The organism is Cryobacterium sp. TMT2-15-1 (assembly GCF_004402345.1).
Taxonomy (GTDB): Bacteria; Actinomycetota; Actinomycetes; order Actinomycetales; family Microbacteriaceae; genus Cryobacterium; species Cryobacterium sandaracinum.
Genome location: NZ_SOGD01000006.1, coordinates 56,389 through 73,445 on the forward strand (window position 1 = coordinate 56,389; position 17,057 = coordinate 73,445).

The 17,057-nt window shown below is 63.9% G+C and carries 19 protein-coding genes; 9 read left to right on the forward strand and 10 right to left on the reverse strand.

Annotated features, from left to right (window positions below; genetic code table 11):
- Positions 1-2 precede the first annotated feature (2 nt).
- Genes E3O62_RS00795 through lnt form a run of 5 tightly spaced genes read left to right on the forward strand, consistent with a single transcriptional unit; the run spans position 3 to position 5,378 of the window.
- A complete protein-coding gene (locus E3O62_RS00795; protein ID WP_134397212.1) occupies positions 3-347 on the forward strand; it encodes a hypothetical protein in 345 nt (114 codons plus the stop codon).
- Positions 340-561: a twin-arginine translocase TatA/TatE family subunit gene (gene tatA, locus E3O62_RS00800; protein ID WP_104102079.1), complete on the forward strand. Its 222-nt coding sequence runs from the start codon at positions 340-342 to the stop codon at positions 559-561. The genes E3O62_RS00795 and tatA overlap by 8 nt, the downstream gene beginning before the upstream one ends.
- Before the next feature lie 47 nt (positions 562-608).
- The gene (gene tatC / locus E3O62_RS00805) at positions 609-1,361 is read left to right on the forward strand and encodes a twin-arginine translocase subunit TatC (RefSeq protein ID WP_134395563.1); all 753 of its coding nucleotides are present in this window, start codon (positions 609-611) and stop codon (positions 1,359-1,361) included.
- Between the two features lie 9 nt (positions 1,362-1,370).
- On the forward strand, positions 1,371-3,824 hold the full coding sequence (locus E3O62_RS00810) for an RNA helicase (RefSeq protein ID WP_134397214.1): 2,454 nt from the start codon (positions 1,371-1,373) through the stop codon (positions 3,822-3,824).
- 9 nt (positions 3,825-3,833) lie between these two features.
- A complete protein-coding gene (gene lnt / locus E3O62_RS00815) occupies positions 3,834-5,378 on the forward strand; it encodes an apolipoprotein N-acyltransferase (RefSeq protein WP_134397216.1) in 1,545 nt (514 codons plus the stop codon).
- Positions 5,379-5,413: 35 nt separating this feature from the next.
- Here the strand turns inward: lnt and E3O62_RS00820 are convergent, their stop codons facing one another.
- The 4 genes from E3O62_RS00820 to E3O62_RS00835 form a co-directional block, all read right to left on the reverse strand.
- Positions 5,414-5,779 (reverse strand): RNA polymerase-binding protein RbpA, encoded by a 366-nt coding sequence (locus tag E3O62_RS00820; RefSeq protein WP_104102069.1) that lies wholly within the window; start codon positions 5,777-5,779, stop codon positions 5,414-5,416.
- A gap of 90 nt (positions 5,780-5,869) precedes the next feature.
- Positions 5,870-6,613 (reverse strand): glycerophosphodiester phosphodiesterase family protein, encoded by a 744-nt coding sequence (locus tag E3O62_RS00825; protein WP_134395567.1) that lies wholly within the window; start codon positions 6,611-6,613, stop codon positions 5,870-5,872.
- Between the two features lie 6 nt (positions 6,614-6,619).
- Positions 6,620-7,609: an SPFH domain-containing protein gene (locus tag E3O62_RS00830; protein WP_134395568.1), complete on the reverse strand. Its 990-nt coding sequence runs from the start codon at positions 7,607-7,609 to the stop codon at positions 6,620-6,622.
- On the reverse strand, positions 7,609-8,079 hold the full coding sequence (locus E3O62_RS00835; RefSeq protein WP_174720088.1) for an NfeD family protein: 471 nt from the start codon (positions 8,077-8,079) through the stop codon (positions 7,609-7,611). The genes E3O62_RS00830 and E3O62_RS00835 overlap by 1 nt, the downstream gene beginning before the upstream one ends.
- Positions 8,080-8,195: 116 nt before the next feature.
- On the opposite strand from E3O62_RS00835, the gene E3O62_RS00840 reads away from it, so the two are divergent.
- Positions 8,196-8,987 (forward strand): SDR family oxidoreductase, encoded by a 792-nt coding sequence (locus tag E3O62_RS00840; protein ID WP_241973234.1) that lies wholly within the window; start codon positions 8,196-8,198, stop codon positions 8,985-8,987.
- Between the two features lie 58 nt (positions 8,988-9,045).
- Here the strand turns inward: E3O62_RS00840 and E3O62_RS00845 are convergent, their stop codons facing one another.
- From E3O62_RS00845 to dhaK, 5 genes are all read right to left on the reverse strand, one after another.
- The gene (locus tag E3O62_RS00845; RefSeq protein ID WP_166786385.1) at positions 9,046-9,642 is read right to left on the reverse strand and encodes an HdeD family acid-resistance protein; all 597 of its coding nucleotides are present in this window, start codon (positions 9,640-9,642) and stop codon (positions 9,046-9,048) included.
- A gap of 252 nt (positions 9,643-9,894) precedes the next feature.
- Entirely contained in the window at positions 9,895-10,065 is a 171-nt protein-coding gene (locus E3O62_RS16455; RefSeq protein WP_166784607.1) for a hypothetical protein, read from the reverse strand.
- A 175-nt stretch (positions 10,066-10,240) separates the two neighbouring features.
- Positions 10,241-10,927 carry a dihydroxyacetone kinase phosphoryl donor subunit DhaM gene (gene dhaM / locus E3O62_RS00850; protein ID WP_134397221.1) on the reverse strand — a complete coding sequence of 229 codons (687 nt, stop codon included), beginning with the start codon at positions 10,925-10,927 and terminating at the stop codon, positions 10,241-10,243.
- 1 nt (position 10,928) lies between these two features.
- On the reverse strand, positions 10,929-11,567 hold the full coding sequence (gene dhaL / locus E3O62_RS00855; protein WP_134395573.1) for a dihydroxyacetone kinase subunit DhaL: 639 nt from the start codon (positions 11,565-11,567) through the stop codon (positions 10,929-10,931).
- A 19-nt stretch (positions 11,568-11,586) separates the two neighbouring features.
- Positions 11,587-12,588 carry a dihydroxyacetone kinase subunit DhaK gene (dhaK, locus tag E3O62_RS00860; RefSeq protein WP_134397223.1) on the reverse strand — a complete coding sequence of 334 codons (1,002 nt, stop codon included), beginning with the start codon at positions 12,586-12,588 and terminating at the stop codon, positions 11,587-11,589.
- 224 nt (positions 12,589-12,812) lie between these two features.
- Here dhaK and E3O62_RS00865 point away from each other — a divergent pair, with 224 nt between their 5' ends.
- Both E3O62_RS00865 and glpK read left to right on the forward strand, forming a co-directional pair.
- Positions 12,813-13,577, forward strand: a complete 765-nt coding sequence (locus E3O62_RS00865; protein WP_134395575.1) for an MIP/aquaporin family protein — start codon at positions 12,813-12,815, stop codon at positions 13,575-13,577.
- A gap of 108 nt (positions 13,578-13,685) precedes the next feature.
- Positions 13,686-15,200 (forward strand): glycerol kinase GlpK, encoded by a 1,515-nt coding sequence (glpK, locus tag E3O62_RS00870; RefSeq protein ID WP_134397225.1) that lies wholly within the window; start codon positions 13,686-13,688, stop codon positions 15,198-15,200.
- 27 nt (positions 15,201-15,227) lie between these two features.
- On the opposite strand, the gene trpD is transcribed toward glpK, so the two are convergent.
- Positions 15,228-16,280 (reverse strand): anthranilate phosphoribosyltransferase, encoded by a 1,053-nt coding sequence (gene trpD / locus E3O62_RS00875; protein ID WP_134395577.1) that lies wholly within the window; start codon positions 16,278-16,280, stop codon positions 15,228-15,230.
- Between the two features lie 204 nt (positions 16,281-16,484).
- On the opposite strand from trpD, the gene E3O62_RS00880 reads away from it, so the two are divergent.
- The gene (locus E3O62_RS00880; RefSeq protein WP_370448872.1) at positions 16,485-17,054 is read left to right on the forward strand and encodes a heme-copper oxidase subunit III; all 570 of its coding nucleotides are present in this window, start codon (positions 16,485-16,487) and stop codon (positions 17,052-17,054) included.
- Positions 17,055-17,057 lie beyond the last annotated feature (3 nt).

Here is a 17,057-nt window from a genome sequence, read left to right on the forward strand (position 1 = left end):
CGATGCCGTGGTGGTCGTGGGCATTGATCTGGATCGGCCTGGTGCTCGGTCTGCTCGCGATGCTGGCCTGGTTCGGGTTCGCCCTGTTCAAGAAGGTCATGGCCACACTGGAGGCCCTTCAAGAACTCGGCGATCGTGTCGCTGACGTCACCCGGGGGCAGGAGATGCCGCCCCAGGTCCGGTTCCAACCGGCCGTCTTCACAAAGCCCGCCGACCTCTACCGCGCCCTCGAACTTGTTCAGCGTGACCGGGCGCAACGTCGACAGCGGCGGCGGGATTCCTTGATCGCCAGAGGTAAACTGTTTATTACTCGCCCACTGACCCAAAGGACAGATACTGATGCTTAACAACTTGACCGGATGGCACTTCCTGATCATCCTCGTCATCGTTCTGCTTCTGTTTGGTGCGCCCAAGCTTCCCGGCCTTGCCCGCAGCCTCGGGCAGTCCATGAAGATTTTCAAGAACGAGATCAAGAGTGACAAAGAAGACGCCGAAACGACCGGCAGCGCTGACGATTCTTCGAAGGCCGCCGGCACAGCCGACCCGACGACGAAATCGTAAGTCCCGTGGCGGGGCGAATCCCTCGGCGCACGGCCACTGATGGAAAAATGTCGCTGGGGCAACATCTGCTCGAGCTGCGCAAGCGTCTCTTCCTTGCTGCGGCAGGAATTCTGGTTGGTGCGATCGTCGGCTGGTTCCTGTCCGATTTCGTGTGGGACGCCCTGCGCGAGCCGATCTACGCCATCATCGAGGCGCAGGACCGCACGGCTCAGCTGAACTACCCAGACATCACAAGTGCCTTTGACCTGAAGTTGAAGATCGCCTTCTACGTGGGTCTCGTCGTGTCCAGCCCGGTCTGGCTCTTCCAGATCTTCGCGTTCCTGGTTCCCGGCCTCACCCGCATCGAAAAGCAGTACACCTTCGGCTTCCTCTTCACCGCCATTCCGCTGTTCTTGGCGGGCTGCGCCGCGGGATGGTTCGTTCTACCGAACATCGTCGGACTGATGACGAGTTTCGCCCCCAAGGAAGACGCCGCTCTCATCGTCGCGCAAAGTTACCTCGACTTCGTGTTGAAGCTCATGATCGCGATCGGTGTGGCTTTCGTGCTCCCCGTCTTCATCGTTCTGCTCAACCTGGCCGGAGTGATCAGTGCTCAGTCGATCATCAAATCCTGGCGGATCGCCGTCCTGCTGATCACACTGTTCACCGCGATCGCCACCCCTGCTGCCGACGTGATCTCAATGTTTCTTCTGGCCATCCCTATGGTCGTGCTTTACTTCGCCGCGTACGGAATCGCGTACCTCCACGATCGACGTGCCGCCCGGCGCGCCCGTTCCCTCGAACAGGAGTTGGCGCTCTGAGCGCATCCGATGACCAACCTTGAATCGCCCGCGGAACGCTATGCCGCCTCCCGAGCCCGCGCCGGCCGGCCCCGCCTCGAGTCATTCCGCGCCGGGCTCCGCTTCGGACTGGATCCCTTCCAGCTGGCCGCTTGCGCGTCTCTTGAAGACGGTAACAGCGTGCTCGTCGCCGCGCCCACGGGTGCCGGCAAAACCCTGATCGCCGAGTTCGCGATCTATCTGGCAATGCAGAGCTCACGGAAGAAGGTCTTCTACACCGCCCCGATGAAGGCGCTGAGCAATCAAAAGTTTCAGGAACTCGTCGCGGAATACGGGGCGGATGCCGTGGGCCTGCTCACCGGTGACACGAACGTGAACCCGCAGGCCCGCATCGTGGTCATGACGACTGAAGTGCTGCGCAACATGCTCTACGCCGATTCGGACCTCCTCACAAACCTTGCCTTCGTCGTGTTGGACGAGGTCCACTTCCTGGCCGACCGGTTCCGCGGCGCCGTCTGGGAAGAGGTCATCATCCATCTGCCCCAGGACGTACGTCTGGTCTCGCTCAGCGCCACGGTCTCAAACGCCGAAGAATTCGGCGACTGGCTGCAGGCCGTCCGCGGCGAAACGGATGTCATCGTCTCTGAAGAGCGACCGGTCCCGCTCGAACAACATGTGCTGGTCAAGAGCAAAATGCTCGACCTCTTCGACGCGGCCGGCCTGGCCGGGACCCACCGGGTGAACCCGGAGCTGGTGCGGCTGGCCCAGTCGGGCGGGCGCGCACCCGGCGTCCGCTCGGCGAACGGACGCCGGGGCGGCGACCGCGATCGCGGCCGGGGGACCCAGCCGCGTGGCGGTTTCGAACCGGGGAGGATGGACCGCTCCGAGATCGTGCGGCTGCTCGAGGGCAAACATCTCCTCCCGGCGATTTTCTTCATCTTCAGCCGAGTCGGCTGCGACCAGGCGGTCCGCCAGGTACTGCGGGCCGGCGTGCGCTTGACCGACGCTCAGGAGCGCGAGGAGATCCGGCAGATCGTCGACGAGCGCTGCCGTACGCTGCTCGACGAAGACCTCGGCGTGCTCGGCTACTTCGAGTGGCTCGACGGCCTCGAGCGGGGTGTCGCCGCCCACCATGCCGGGCTGCTGCCGGCGTTCAAGGAGGTCGTTGAGGAGCTGTTCCAGAAGAAGCTCGTGAAGGCCGTCTTCGCTACGGAAACCTTGGCGCTCGGCATCAACATGCCGGCCCGTACGGTGGTGCTCGACAAACTCGAGAAGTTCAACGGCGAGGCGAGAGTGCCGGTCACCCCGGGGGAGTACACCCAGCTGACCGGTCGGGCCGGGCGACGCGGCATCGACATCGAGGGCCACTCGCTGATCCAGTGGGCTTCCGGACTCGACCCTCAAACGGTGGCGTCACTCGCGTCCCGCCGCACCTACCCGCTCAATTCCAGCTTTAAACCGACCTACAACATGGCCGTCAACCTGATCGACCAGTTCGGTCGGGAACGCACGCGTGAGGTACTCGAGTCCTCGTTTGCCCAGTTCCAGGCCGATCGGGCGGTCGTCGACCTGGCACGCAAAGTGCGACACCAGGAGGAGTCACTGACCGGGTTCGCACAGTCCATGGTCTGCCACCTGGGCGACTTCACCGAATATTCCGCCATTCGTCGCAATCTCACCGATGTCGAGCGCCAGAATGCGGCCGGGGAGACCGGCGCTCGTGCGGCGCGCGAGCGTCGCCAGCGAGAACTCGGCAGCCTGCGTAAGCGCATGCGCGAGCATCCGTGCCATAGCTGCCCAGAGCGCGAGCAGCACGCACGGTGGGCACAGCGCTGGTGGACGCTGAGGCGAGACACGGATACTGTCACCCAGCAGATTACGACACGCACCGGCGCCGTCGCACGCGTCTTCGACCGGGTGACCGAAGTTCTCGTGGGCTACGGCTATCTCCTCGAGAATCCCGACGCCACGGTCACGCTCAGCCCGAGCGGCCTGATCCTGCGCCGCATCTACGCGGACCGTGACCTCCTGGTGGCGGAATCGCTACGCCGGGGCCTGTGGAATGACCTCGACCCAGCGGGTCTCGCTGCCATGGCCTGCGCTCTCGTTTTCGAGCCTCGCCGCGAGGAGGGTCTGATCGACGAACGTTACCTGCCCAAGGGCACCTTCCGCGAGGCCCTGCACGAGACCCAGGAGTTGTGGAGCCGCCTCGATGATCTCGAACGCGATCACAAGCTTCCCGGCAGCAACCCCCTCGCGGTGGGACTCAGCCTGGCGATGTGGAAGTGGGCGCGAGCCGGATCGCTCATCGACGTCCTGGATGAGGCCGAGATGGCGGCGGGGGACTTCGTGCGCTGGACGAAGCAGACCATCGACCTTCTGGATCAGCTCTCGGTCGTGGCCGACGACCCCGTCGGTCGCACCGCTCGCAAGGCCATGGATGCGATCCGCCGTGGGATCGTGGCCTACTCGTCAGTCGCCTAGGCTGATGACGTGATCTCGGGGACCCTTCGGCCATTGGCCCTCCCGTTGCCGGCCGCTACTGTGCTCGCCGCGGCGGCAGGCGCGATCCTGGACGCCGGGTTTCCCGATCGGTCGTGGTGGATTCTGGCCCTGGTCGGAGTCTTCCTGATGCTCTGTGCCTTGCTGGGGCGTGGTTTCTGGTCCGGCCTGCTCATCGGGATGGTGGCCGGATCAGCGTTCTGGTTGATCCACATCAGCTGGCTGACGCTCTATCTCGGATCTGTGCCCTGGCTGGCACTGGCCGGCTTGCAAACCATATTCTTCTCCATCAGCCTGGCGCTGATCGGTGTCGTGCTCGAAACGGGGCCGCGGGTGTGGCCGACCAGCCTGGGCCGCCTTGGCGTGGTGCCGGTGGTCGTGGCTGGGCTGTGGACGGCGCGGGAAGCACTCGCCTCGGTTTGGCCGTATGGCGGATTCGCTTGGGGCAGGGTGGCCATCTCCCAGTCCGAGAGCCCGTTCAATTCACTGGTGGCCTGGGTCGGCATGTCGGGGCTCAGCTTCGTCCTGGTCTGGCTCTGCGCCCTGGCCCTGCAGTTGCTCCGCGAAACCCCGGTGCGACTCACCGTGCGCTCAGGCGTCGCCGCAGGGGCGATCGCGGTCGTATTGGTCGTACCGGCCTGGCCGACGGTACAGACGGGGGAGGTGCGTCTGGCTGCCATCCAGGGTGCATCGGATGCCGGTCTGTTCGCGCGCTACTCACCGGGGCAGATCCTGGCGGACCACACTTCAGCGACCCTGGCCGTCATCGACGAGGAGGTCGACTTCGTCGTGTGGCCGGAGAACGCCAGCGACATCGACCCCCTTCGTTCAGCGGATGCCGCCAAGAACCTGGACTTCCTCAGCCGCCGGATGGGCGTCCCGATCATCGCGGGAACGATAACGCAGCGGGACAACAAGTTCTACAACAGTTCTCTGCTGTGGCAAGAGGGGGAGGGCGCCGTCGACATCTACGACAAGGTGCATCCGGTGCCCTTCGCGGAGTACATGCCGGACCGTGCGTTCTGGCGGCCATTTGCTCCCGAGTTGATCGACCTGGTCGCGCGCGATTACTCCATCGGCACGCGGGACAACGTCTTCGACATCAATGGGATCGTGGCGGGGATCGCCATCTGCTTCGATATCGCCGACGACCAGCTCGTTCAGGAAATGGTCGACGCCAGGGCCGAGATCATCCTCGCCCAGACGAACAACGCCGACTTCGGCCGCACCGACGAAAGCGTGCAGCAGTTGGCCATCGCGCGACTCCGAGCCATCGAGGCCGGGCGCACGGTCGTGAATATCTCCACCGTGGGCACCAGCGCCATCATCACGCCGGATGGTGCCACGCTCGACCGTTTGCCGACCTGGCTTCCCGGAGCGATGGTGCAGTCAGTTCCCCTGAGCGACACGGTCACCCCGGCGATGGCGGCGGGACGGGCAATCGAGTGGCTGGTGTGCGGCCTCGGCCTCGCCGGGTTTGTGCTGTGCTCCGTTAATGCGCTACGCGCCCGACGGAATCGGGCGCGTAGCAGGTAAAACTGATCAGTTCAGGCGTCGAGAGAACGGGCCGATCAGGCGCCGATCTTCTGCTGTCCGCGCCGCTCCCGCAGGAACGTCAACCGCTCCTCGAGGAGTTCCTCGAGCTCGGCGCGGGTGCGTCGCTCCAGGAGCATGTCCCAATGCGTACGCGGTACTTTCTCGTCGGAATGGTCCACAATCACCGGTTTGGAGTCAACCAACCGGGTTGCTGTCTGTGAACAGAAGCGACATTCCCATTCGTCAGGGGCTTCCGCCTCTGCCGAGAAGATCATGACCGTCTCCCGTGCACACGTTGCACACAGATACGTGTGACTGACTCGTGGTGAAAAGGTTACGCCCTCTTCGCTTTGAAGGCTTTGTGCGCCTAACCTCATGCCACGCAAACTGCGATCCGCCATCGTGTGGTCTCCTCTCGCGATGCAACTTCTAGGTATAAACCATCAAGCTGGACGTTATCTTTCCGTTACGTGACTTCTCGGAGCAAACTCTCAGGCTCGCGCCGCGATGATCGCCACGGCCAGGTCGCACCGGTCCGTGACGATCCCGTCGACACCGAGGTCGAGGAGCCGGTTCATGGACTCCGCATCGTTGATGGTCCAGACATGCACCTCTACCTCGGTCGCGTGCATGGCGCGAATGAAGCGGGGAGTGAGGATGCGAAGGAAACGAATCGACTCCGGTACCTGCACGGCGGCGAAGCCCCTCAGGGAGTGCCGCACCGGAGCGGCAAGGCCCAGTTCGGCGGTCAAAACGGCGCGCATCAAGACCGACGCGGATGCCGATGTGGCCACCCCGGGAAGCAGCGCAGCCGTGCGGCGACGGCGGTTCTCGGAGAATGAGGTGATCAGCGTTCGGTCGATGGCGCCGGCGTCCCGGACCGCAGCGGCCGTGGCCTCGACGGCGGCCAATGATTTGACGTCGATGTTGAACCGGGCGTCCGGGAAGACGTCAAGTCCCTCGCGAAGGGAAGCGAAGGACTGTCCCTGACCGAGTCCGACCCGGCGCAGCTCGCCCATGGTGAGCTGGTCGAGGCGGATGCGGGTTCCGGCCACATCGTGTTCAGCGTCGTGGCTGAGCACGGCGATTCCGTCGTCCGTGGCGTGGACATCCGTCTCAATGTGGGTCGCGCCGACCGCCAGCGCGTGCCGGAACGCCAGCAGGGTGTTCTCCGGTGCATCGAGGGAGAGGCCGCGATGGGCGAAAACGCGCGGCCCGGCCCCCTCGAGGTACATCGTCGCCTAGGCCTCCGGGACGGCGGGGGACCGACCGGCCGTCTCAGCCTGCCCGGTCTGCGCGGCCTGCCCGGTCGGTGCGGGGGCGGCCGAGCCGCCGACGGCATGGCCGAACGCCGTCCCGATACCGTTCATCGCGGCGGTGAGTTCGCTGGGCACGATCCACAGCTTGTTCGCACTGCCCTCTGCGAGCTTGGGGAGGGTCAGAAGGTACTGATAGGCCAGGAGCTTCGGATCCGGGTCACCGTCATGGATCGCCCTGAACACCGTGGTGATGGCCTCCGCCTCACCCTGGGCGCGCAGAACGGCTGCCTTCGCGTCACCCTCCGCCGACAGGATGGCTGCCTGCCGGGCTCCCTCTGCCGTCAAAATCGCTGACTGCTTCGTGCCCTCCGCGGTCAGGATGACGGCGCGGCGGTCACGCTCGGCGCGCATCTGCTTCTCCATCGAGTCCTGGATGGACAGGGGCGGGTCGATCGCCTTCAGCTCCACCCGTCCGACTCGGATACCCCACTTGCCGGTGGCCTCGTCCAGCACGATCCGCAGCTGCCCGTTGATATTGTCGCGGCTGGTCAGCGCCTCTTCAAGGTTGAGGCCACCGACCACATTGCGCAGGGTCGTCGTCGTGAGCTGCTCGACTGCGCCCAGGTAATTCGCGATTTCGTAGGTGGCGGCACGTGCATCCGTGACCTGAAAATAGACCACGGTGTCAATGGACACCACGAGATTGTCCTCCGTGATCACCGGCTGCGGGGGGAAGGAAACGACCTGTTCGCGCATGTCCAGCAGGGGTCGCACCCGGTCGATGAAGGGAACCAGGATGTTCAGGCCCGGCTCGAGCGTCTTGTGATACTTGCCCAGACGCTCGACGACGCCGGCGTTGGCCTGCGGGATGATCTTGATGGCCCGGACGAGAACGACGACGACGAACACCCCGAGTACCAAGAGGAGGGCGGCAATGAAGATTTGCCCAATGAATTCACCGGTGGAGAGCATTATGTGATGTTCCTTTCCGAGGGCAGAACGACGGCGGTGGAGCCTTCGATCGCGGCCACGCGAACAATCTCACCGGGTTCGGCGGATTGCGTGTCGGTGTCGGGGGAGAGGCGGGCTGTCCAGGTTTCGCCGTTGGCCAGTTTGACCATTCCACCCGAGGGGCGAACGGTGGACAGTACTTGTGCGGTCATGCCGAGCAGTGCGGCGACATTGCTCGGTGTGTGATCGGCACCCTTCCTCATCAGCCGCAGGAGAACCGGGCGTATGAGCAGGATGAGGAGCACGGATACCACGGCGGCCGTGACGATCTGGAGCCACCACACGGCTCCCAGCAGGTTCGCCCCCAGGCCGGCCAGACTGCCGACCGCGATCATCAAAAAGGTGAACTCGAGAGAAAGCAGCTCGATGATCACACAGACGAGGATGAAGACGAGCCACACGATCCACAAGTAGTCGGTCAGGTCAGCCATCAATTTTGGAGCCTCTCACGTGACGTTTCCCTGTCGAAGCTATCACCTGCTCGTCGGCCGGAGTCGAGACTGACCGAGGCTGAGTCCGGCCGCGCATGTTGGTAGGGTTGGGCGTTGTGACTATTGCACCCCAAAATCCCCTCGACGCCGGCTCTCTCACCGGCAAACGCGCCCTGGTCACGGGGTCGTCCCGTGGCGTCGGAGCGGCCACCGTCGGCCTCCTCGCTGAGGCGGGCGCCAGCGTCGCGATCAACTTCCGCAACAAGGAGGCACGGGCGATCAAGGTCGCCGATGCTATCCGCGCCGCTGGTGGCACGGCAATCACGGTCGGCGCAGATCTGACGGATGCTGCATCCGTCGAGTCCATGTTCGAAACCATCCTCACGGAGTTCGGCGGGCTCGACATCCTCGTCATGAACGCCTCCGGCGGCATGGAAAGCGGCATGGCCGAGGATTACGCCATGCAGCTGAACCGGGACGCCCAGGTCAACCTGCTGCACGCGGCACGGCCCTTGCTCGCTCCGGGTGCCCGCGTGGTGTTCGTCACCAGCCACCAGGCTCACTTTGTCGAGACCACGACGACCATGGCCGAATACGAGCCGGTCGCCCGGAGCAAGCGCGCCGGCGAGGACGCATTGCGCGCCCTCATCCCCGGGCTCGCCGAGGCCGGCATCGGTTTCGTCGTTGTCTCCGGCGACATCATCGAGGGCACGGTCACCGCCGTCCTGCTTGAGCGAGCCAGCCCGGGCACCATGAACGCGCGCAAGGATGCCGCCGGCCGGCTGTACAACGTCAGCGAATTCGGCGCCGAGGTTGCGTTGGCGGCTGTCGAAGCCGTGCCGGAGAACAACACCAGGTATGTCGGGGACATCGCGGACTACGTCGGAGAAGCCGCCAGTCGAAACTGACGTTGCGGGCAGCACGTGCGGTGCGGCCGGACGAGTGCTCTGCGGCCACTCCGTGCGGCTACGCCGTATCGAGTGTTGCCGACCGACCCCGGCCGAACATGAAGGCCTGCGCCAGTTGGATGATCCCGGACAGAACGAGGAACACTCCGCCGATCGTGACCAGAATAATGACCGACTCGACGGGGGAGAAGAGCACCACGACGCCGGCCACGACGGCGATGGCGCCGAAGACCGTGCCGAACCACCTGCTGGAGTCCGGAGCCGTCTCGACCAATCCGGCCACACCTTCCACGATCCAGGAGATCCCGATAAGCATCCCGAGCACGGCCAGGGTGTCCAAAGGGGTCCTGATTGCGACGATACCGCCGACGATCAGCAGCACGCCGAGCAGGATGTTCACAACCCGGCTACCACCGGACGCACCCTGTGTGAATAATCCTCGGACTACGTGAACGATGCCGCTGATCAAGAAGTACAAGCCGAACAGAATCCCGAGGGACGCGACGGTGGTGTCCGGCCAGGACAGGATCAGGATGCCGACGACCAGAGCCAGCAGGCCGGTCCCAGCGATGGCCAGGCGCACACCCGTGATTTCTGACGTGCTGAGCGCTCTCGAATCCAACGACAGATCAACGGCCGTAACGGTAGTGGGCATTTCAGGTGCCTCTCGGATTCTGGGAACGAGCCGTGACGCACACGGTAGTCGAGTCCGGCCAGCACGTCCAGACCTCTTCATTAATTGACCGATAATGCACATTATGTCAGTACAGACTACGCTTTCGCCGGACCACGAGAGGCATCGGAGCACTTCCGAAACGTCCCGCATCGTGCCGGAGTGTGTCCAACGGTGGATTGGGACCCGTGTGCAGACATTTGGCGACAGCCAGCCGAACCGCCGCCGGCGGCCTCATTCGGGGCGGTCGATTTCCTCGTCCGTGTTCTCCGGTTCGTGCGGGCGCAGGACCATCCCGAATTCGTTCACGGGCAGGAACGCGTCCCGGTCCCACGCGCCCGGATGCGGCACGGGGCACGTAAGGATCGTGTCATGGGCGCCGCGCTCGATCGAATGCGCACGCATGGTCTGCCCACAGACCGGGCATTCCTTTAGATCGGTCGGCCCGTCCGTATCCGCGAATCGCGGATCCACTCGGTCGGAGTGACGAGTAGGACTGCTCACCGGCGGTTTCCTGTCTTTGACCATGCGCTCAGACTACGCCGAGTTGCAAAATCGACCAGGTGTGTGTGCTGTGCGTCTATTCTTCTCCGAAACCCGATTCCAGAAGGTCTCCCAGAGCGGCTACGGCTGCCGCTCCGGCCTCATCCGAGGAGGAGATCTCCGCGGTCATGCCGCGGATGAGTCCGAGTGACATCACGGCAAGCAGACTGGACGCATCTTTGCCGTTCACGGTGACTCGTGCCTCGAACGTACTGGCGAGCTTCACGAAGTCAGCAGCCGGTCGGGCATGCAGACCATCCTTGTTCACCAGGGTAACGGTTCGCGTGACCACCGGCGGCAGCGCTGGTTCCGCCCCAGGTGCGCAGACCGCCCCGGCGGCGGATTGCGCGGCCCGCACGACAGACGCGATGTCTCCCCCTATCTCGGCGGCGACGGCTGCAGCCACTCCCCCCTCGACCAGAGGCGCATCCACGATTCGTACTCGGGCACGCGCCGCGTCTCCGAGGAAATCCAACGCGGTTTCGGCCGTCAGGATCGCGGAGCCCAGGTCGCAGAGCAGCACGACGCCGGCGCCGGCGTCAGCCTGTGCAATGCCGCTGACCACCTTCGTGAAGCTCGTGCCGATATCCCCGTCGTCTGTCCCACCGGCCGGGACCATCCTCGTTCGGGGAGCCATCTGGGACGCCAGATCGACGAGACCGTCGGCGATCTTCGAGCTGTGGGAGATGAAAACGAGACCGACAAGCCCCTCTGTGGCGGTCATTTCAGGCGGTCGCGGCGGTGTCGGCAGCTGCTCGCAACAGCAGGGCCGAAGACTGCGCTCCCGGGTCGCGGTGACCGATGGCCCGTTCGCCGAGGTAGCTAGCCCGTCCCTTACGCGCGACCCAGGGTTCCGTCGCCTCTGCCCCTGCCTCGGCAGCAGCTGCCGCAGCCATCAAAATCGCCAGGTCGTCCGCACCGTCGGCACGGGCTGCTTCGGCGGCGTCGACCGCCGGAGTCCAGGCATCGACCATGGTCTTGTCTCCGGACTCCGCTTTGCCGCGCAGGACGATGCCGTCTCGCGCGGCCGCCAGGAGTGCAACCAGAGCGGCCCCGTTAAGGTCAGCCGAGCCGGTGATGGCCACGGCCGCCTTGAGGAACGCTGTTCCGTACAGTGGACCCGCCGCACCGCCCACGGTTGAGATCAATGTGGTTGCGACGAGTTTGAAGACGTCCCCGGGGTTCGCCTCGGCCGGAAGGTCATCGAGTTTCAACAGCACCGCCTGAAAACCGCGGTCCATGTTTTCACCATGATCACCATCGCCGATTTCACGGTCCAGATCAATCAATTCCACACGGTGCTCATTCATTACCGCCGCACTGGCCCTGATCCAGGCTTTCGCCCACGTGCCGTCTAAATTCATTGGATCTCCTTCTACCCGCCTATCGTCCCCACCGTAGCGCTGCCGTCTGGACCGGCGCATCCCACAGGGCCGTCAATTCGTCATCGAGTTTCAGCACGGTGATGGATGTTCCCTGCATCTCGAGAGACGTCGTGAAGTTCCCGACGAGTGTCCTGGTCACTACGATCCCCTGTTCGGCCAACACCTCGGCGGCCCGTCGAAATACGATGTACAGCTCGATTTGCGGTGTGCCGCCCATTCCGTTGACGAAGAGAAGCACGTTGTCTCCGGCCACGAACGGGATGTCCTCAAGGATAGGGCCGAGGAGACGGTCGACGATGGCGTCGGCCGGCTCCAGCGTGATGCGCGCGCGCCCCGGCTCGCCGTGGATGCCGATCCCGATCTCGATCTCATCGTCGGCGAGCGTGAAGCTGCCTTCCCCGGCGTGGGGAACAACGCACGGCGTCAGCGCCACACCCATTGACCGCACCCCGGAGATGACCCTCTCTGCGATCGCGGCAACGGTCTCCAGGGCGTCTCCGCGCTCAGCCGACGCTCCAGCGATCTTCTCGACCAGGACCGTTCCGGCCACACCACGTCGCCCGGCCGTGTACAGCGAGTCCTTCACGGCGACGTCGTCGTTGACGATCACCGAGCGGACCTCGATTCCCTCCGCGGCGGCGAGGTCGGCGGCGGTCTCGAAATTCAAGACGTCCCCGGTGTAGTTCTTGACGATGTGGAGTACCCCCGCTCCCCCATCGACCGCCTTCGTCGCGGCGAGGATCGGGTCGGGTGTCGGTGAGGTGAAAACGGCCCCGGGTACGGCTGCGTCCAGCATCCCGAACCCGACGAACCCGCCGTGAAGTGGCTCGTGTCCGCTTCCTCCTCCGCTGACCAGACCCACTTTCCCGGCAACGGGAGCTTCCGTGCGCACGATGTAGATCGGTTCCGTCGAAATCCGGACGATATCGGCGTGGGCCGCGCCGAACCCGGCCACGGCCTCAGCGACGACGTTCTTGGGATCATTGACGAGTTTCTTCATGTCTCTTCCTTCGATCGAGGTGGTTGGACTGCCCGTCGACGGGCTGGTGTGGAGCGCTGTGCACTCCAGGCTCAACCTACGCGCAGCCCTCGCTGCCGGTAAGGGGCGGTGAATTACACGTCCACCGGCCCATTCCGCTGCGTTAATCGCCGCGCTATGGTAATGCCGATCGCTCACCGCTCAGGGTTGCTCCGGCATCTCCAGCCTCACCAAGAAAGGTCGACGTGGACAATATTGGAGTCGTATTCTTATCGGAAGTGCTGGGTACGGGGATGCTCGTCCTCCTCGGAACCGGTGTGGTCGCCAACGTCGCGCTGGCCAAGAACAAGGGCCTTGGCGGCGGATTCCTCATGGTCACCATCGGGTGGGGTTTCGCAGTCTTCGCCGGCGTCATCGTCGCCTATAACTCCGGCGCACACCTCAACCCGGCAGTCACCCTCGGCCTGGTGACAGCGGGTGCGACGGAGTTCGGTTCGGGCGTTCCCGTGAACTTCCTGTCGGTCCTCACCTACATCGCGGGTCAGTTCCTCGGCGCCTTCATCGGAGCCGTCTTTTGCTGGCTGGCCTACAAACAGCACTTCGACGCTGAGCCCAACTCCGCCAACAAACTCGGCGTCTTCTCGACCGGTCCGGCCATCCGCTCCTACGGCTGGAATCTGACAACCGAGATCATCGGCACATTCGTGCTCGTCTTCGTCGTTCTGGCTTTCGGTGGCGGGCGCCAGGGCGAGAGTGGTGGACTGGCCGCGCTCGGTGCACTGCCCGTCGCGCTGCTTGTCATCGTCATCGGCACCTCGCTCGGCGGGCCGACCGGATACGCCATCAACCCGGCTCGTGACCTGGGTCCCCGCATCGCGCACTTCGTCCTGCCGATCAAGGGCAAGGGAACGTCCGATTGGGCATATTCCTGGGTTCCTGTCGTGGGTCCGGTCATTGGCGGCATGCTCGCCGGATGGGCTTCCCTGTTCCTTTTGCCCGTCCTTACGTAATCCTTCCCGCGGGCCGGTTCAGTCATTGAATCGGCCCGCACTGTGTGGCGTCACGCAGCGGCGTGCGCCGCGTCCAGCATCGATTCTCGCAATCCAAGGAGGTATTTCATGGCCAAGTACATCATCGCAATCGACCAGGGAACCACGAGTTCCCGAGCCATCATCTTCGACAAAGCAGGCTCGGTGATCGCGATCGGTCAGCTTGAGCACGAGCAGATCTTCCCCCGGGCCGGCTGGGTCGAGCACGACCCGATGGAAATTTGGGACAACACCCGTGAAGTGATCGGCCAGGCTTTGTCCAAGGCGAACCTGACTCGGCATGACATCGAGGCCGTGGGAATCACCAACCAGCGTGAGACCGCAGTGGTCTGGGACCGCCACACCGGGCTGCCCGTATACAACGCGATTGTCTGGCAGGATACCCGCACCCAGCCGATCGTGGACCGTCTCGCCGCCGACGGCGGAGTCGAACGGTTCAAAGCCCAGGTTGGGCTCCCCCTGGCGACATACTTCTCCGGAACGAAGATCGTCTGGATTCTTGAGAACGTGCATGGCGCGCGCGCCAAGGCCGAAGCGGGCGATCTGATGTTCGGCACGACGGACTCCTGGGTGCTGTGGAACCTGACCGGCGGGCTCGAAGGCGGCGTGCACGCGACGGACGTGACCAACGCCAGTCGCACCATGTTCATGGATCTCGAGACTCTGCAATGGGACGACGGCATCCTCGCCGCCTTCGGGGTGCCGAGGTCGATGCTGCCCGAGATTCGCTCCTCGTCCGAGGTCTACGGCCTCGTGAATGAGCACAGCCTGCTGCGCGAGGTACCGATCGCGGGCATCCTGGGCGACCAGCAGGCGGCCACCTTCGGACAGGCCGCTTTCGACCAGGGTGAGGCGAAGAACACCTACGGCACGGGCAACTTCCTCATCTTCAACACGGGCACCGAGATCATCCACTCCAAGAACGGTCTGCTCACCACGCTCGGTTACAAACTCGGCGACGCGGCCCCCCACTATGCGTTGGAGGGGTCGATCGCCGTCACCGGCGCCCTCGTGCAGTGGCTGCGAGACAATCTGGGAATGATCAGTACCTCCGAGGAAATCGAGACGCTTGCCAAATCGGTCGATGACAATGGCGGCGCCTACTTCGTGCCGGCCTTCTCCGGCCTGTTCGCGCCGTACTGGCGTGCGGATGCCCGTGGCGCCCTGGTCGGCCTGACCCGATTCGTGAACAAGGGCCACATCGCCCGCGCCACCCTTGAGGCGACCGCGTTTCAGACCCGGGAGGTCCTCGACGCGGTCAACGCCGACTCTGGTGTCCCATTGACCGAGCTGAAGGTTGACGGCGGCATGATCGCCAACAACACGCTGATGCAGTTCCAGGCCGACATCATCGGCGTGCCAGTGGTGCGACCCGTCGTGGCCGAAACCACGGCTCTCGGCGCCGCGTACGCCGCCGGACTGGCGGTCGGGTTCTGGAGCGACCTTGACGAATTGCGGGCCAACTGGCAGGAGGACAGCCGGTGGACCCCGCAAATGGGCGAAGAAGAGCGGAACCGACAGATGCGCAACTGGAAGAAGGCCGTTACCAAGACGTTCGGCTGGGTTGACGACGACGTCGTCTAGCTCGTCTCGGCGTCTGGGCCAGCCGGGTCACACCCGACTGGCCGCAACCCACTCAGCGAGCTTGACCGTGGCCGCACCGGAGTCGACTGCCTCTGCGGCCACGGCCATTTTGGTGCGGAAGCGCTCGATGATATTGACTTGAGACTGCGCGGGATCGTTTGCCAGGTCAAACGCGACCAGGCCGGCGGCCGCGTTCAGCAGGACGATGTCACGCACCGCACCGACCTCACCGGCCAGCACTGAATGAACGACGGCGGCATTGTGCTCAGCGTCCCCGCCAACGAGCTCATTGATCGAGGCCCGTCGAATTCCCAGGTCACGCGGATCGATGTCGTGTTCCGTCACCAAGCCCCGCGACACCTCCCAGACATGGCTGTGGCCCGTCGTGGTCAGCTCATCAAGACCGTCGTCACCGCGGAAGACCAGGGCCGTCGCCCCCCGCGTCTGGAATACACCCACGATGAGCGGAACTCGGTCCAGGTTTGCGACTCCCACTGCTGACGCCTCGGGACGGGCCGGATTGCACAACGGGCCGAGGTAGTTGAACACCGTGGGGATGCCGAGCTCCTTGCGCGCCAGGGCTGCGTGACGGAACCCTGGGTGAAAAGCGGCAGCGAAGGCGAAGGTGATCCCAGCCGTATCCAAAATGGCAGCAACCTGGTCGGCAGACAGTGTCAGGTCAATGCCGAGGGCAGCAAGCACGTCCGACGAACCGGACGCCGAGCTTGAGGCCCGGTTCCCGTGTTTGATCACGGGAACGCCGACCCCGGCGCAGATGATGGAGGCCATCGTCGAGATGTTGACGGTGCCGAACCGATCCCCACCAGTGCCGACGATGTCCAAGGCCATCGGGTTCACCGCCAGCGGTACGGCATGGTCGAGGATCGCATCCCGAAACCCGACGATTTCGTCAACGGTTTCGCCCTTGGCGCGTAGGGCTACGAGGAAGCCGGCCAGCTGCGCCGGAGTTGCCTCCCCCAGCATGACCTGCTCCATGCTCCACGCGGCATCGGAGACGCTGAGGTCCTCCCCCGCAAGCAGAGCGCTGAGGACGTTTGGCCACGACTGAATTTCAAGCATGGATCGATTTTAGCGAGATCGACGATCCGTCCCGAATTCGCTTCCCGGGGCGCGTTTGTTGCAATCAGGTAGTCATTCCCGCAATTGAGGGACAGGTCCGCCCCGATGACAATAACCGCTACGCAAATCGGCCATAATGGAAGGGTGACGAGTCCATCAATTACTTACACGGTCAATGCGCCCGTTGTTAACCGGCCCAACAGCGTGGCTGTCGGCACTATCGTCTGGTTGGGCAGCGAAGTCATGTTCTTCGCCGGGCTCTTCGCCATCTATTTCACGCTGCGGTCTACGTCGCCTGAATTGTGGTTATTCGAGACAGAGAAGCACGGCTTCGGATTCGCCCTCGTGAACACGCTGATCCTTGTGTCCTCTTCGGTGACCTGCCAATTCGGAGTGTTTGCGGCAGAACGCCTGCAATCACGTTCGACCGGATGGAAACCCAGCCAGTGGGGCATGGTCGAGTGGTTCTTCCTCACCTACTCCCTCGGGGCCATATTCGTGTCCGGTCAGGTCTTCGAGTACGCGACTCTCGTTTCCGAGGGCGTCTCGCTTACCAGCAACGCCTACGGATCCGCGTTTTACCTCACCACCGGGTTCCACGGTATTCACGTGACTGCCGGCCTGATCGCGTTCCTGCTCGTCATCGGGCGCGCCTTCGCGGTCAAGAACTTCGGTCACAAGGAAGCAACGAGCGCCATCGTCGTGTCGTACTACTGGCACTTCGTCGACGTCGTCTGGATCGGGTTGTTCCTCGTCATTTACGTTCTTAAATAGAAA